Below are 1,346 nucleotides of genomic sequence, written 5' to 3' on the forward strand. Positions count from 1 at the left end.
CACTGGGATGATCTATGAATCTTCTTCCCAGGACAGTTCCGTCTGCCCGCATGATGGTACAGACCGCATCAGTATTGATCCCCAGATCCACACTGCAGATGATCTGTTCTTTTACCGGTGTTTTCGTCAGTGTTACTTCTTCTGTACAGGAAAAACGAAGAAAATACCGGCGGTGTCTCTTTTCCAACGCAGGGGCCGATGTCTTCTTTCCTTTCCAGTTCCTGCGAAGATATTCCATATCGGTACGTTTTAAATATACACGGAACCATTTCCAGTCATGCCCGTCGTACAGTTTCAGATATGCTTCATCTTTTCCTTCTGCTCCTTCGCGGTACATCACATCCCGGTAAAAGACCGGCATGGCATGGTTCCTGCAGGTAAGTTTCGGCCTTCCGGACAGCACTCCGGTCTCTTTCCACTGCCCCAGCCGGGTCTCATACGAAGATACACTTCCAAGCGCATGCTGGATCGCGGACCTGCGGAGGTAAGACGGCATCTTCGGAAAACGAAGGTCAAAATCAAACCGGGCTGTGTTTTTCTTCGTCATGTGTACCATATGCTCTGCGGTATTAAAACGCTTTTTTGTCTCCGGGATCTCCCTCAGTTCTTCCCAGACCTGTGCGTAGATCTCTGTCAGGTAACTGACTGCCTGACGATAGATCTCCATTGTCTGACGGACCGGGATATTCTGTTTTCGTATCTCCACACCATAGCTGGATACTGTCCGCATCTTCTTCCACCTTTCCCGCAAAAACAAACATTTCCGGAATGATCCCTGTACTCAGGGCTTTCTCTTTTCTTTTTCCTTCTGGCCTTCGATATAGGCAGATACCTGCTCACGGCTCCGGTCACTGACTGTAACGGCACAATAAGACGGGTTCCACAAATGTCCTCCCCACAGTTCTTTTTTCAGCTCCGGATGTAAAAGGAACATCTGACGTGCAAGATTCCCTTTCATGATCTTGATCATATCTGAAATATAAAACTGCGGCCGGCAATCCACAAACATGTGGATATGGTCCGGCATGACTTCCATTGCCAGGATCTGAAACCGATACTCTTCTGCCAGATCCTGCAGCATCTTTTTGCATTCCAGGTCGATCCCGTCTTTTAATACTTTCTTCCTGTATTTCGTACACCAGACCAGATGATACTGCAGAGAATATACATATCCTCGACCATATGAAAGCTGATTTTTATTTATATTAAATATATCTTTTTCCATGTCTGTATTATACCATATGCATTTCTTTAAGTAAACATTTGTTCTGGATATTTTTTATAAAAATTTCGCGTCTAACTCATCACTACTACAATATATTTATGGGTAATCCCCTTACTTCCAG

1 protein-coding gene and 1 pseudogene are annotated in these 1,346 nt (G+C 45.2%); both read right to left on the reverse strand.

The annotated features are described in order from the left end of the window. Positions 1-730, reverse strand: a pseudogene (locus LJE11_RS19055) (IS200/IS605 family accessory protein TnpB-related protein); the annotation flags it as partial. Between the two features lie 51 nt (positions 731-781). Beyond that, entirely contained in the window at positions 782-1,225 is a 444-nt protein-coding gene (gene tnpA / locus LJE11_RS19060) for an IS200/IS605 family transposase (protein ID WP_227296393.1), read from the reverse strand. Between the last annotated feature and the right edge of the window lie 121 nt (positions 1,226-1,346).

The sequence above is a fragment of the Blautia sp. DFI.1.216 genome (assembly GCF_020594215.1).
Lineage (GTDB): Bacteria > Bacillota > Clostridia > Lachnospirales > Lachnospiraceae > Blautia_A > Blautia_A wexlerae.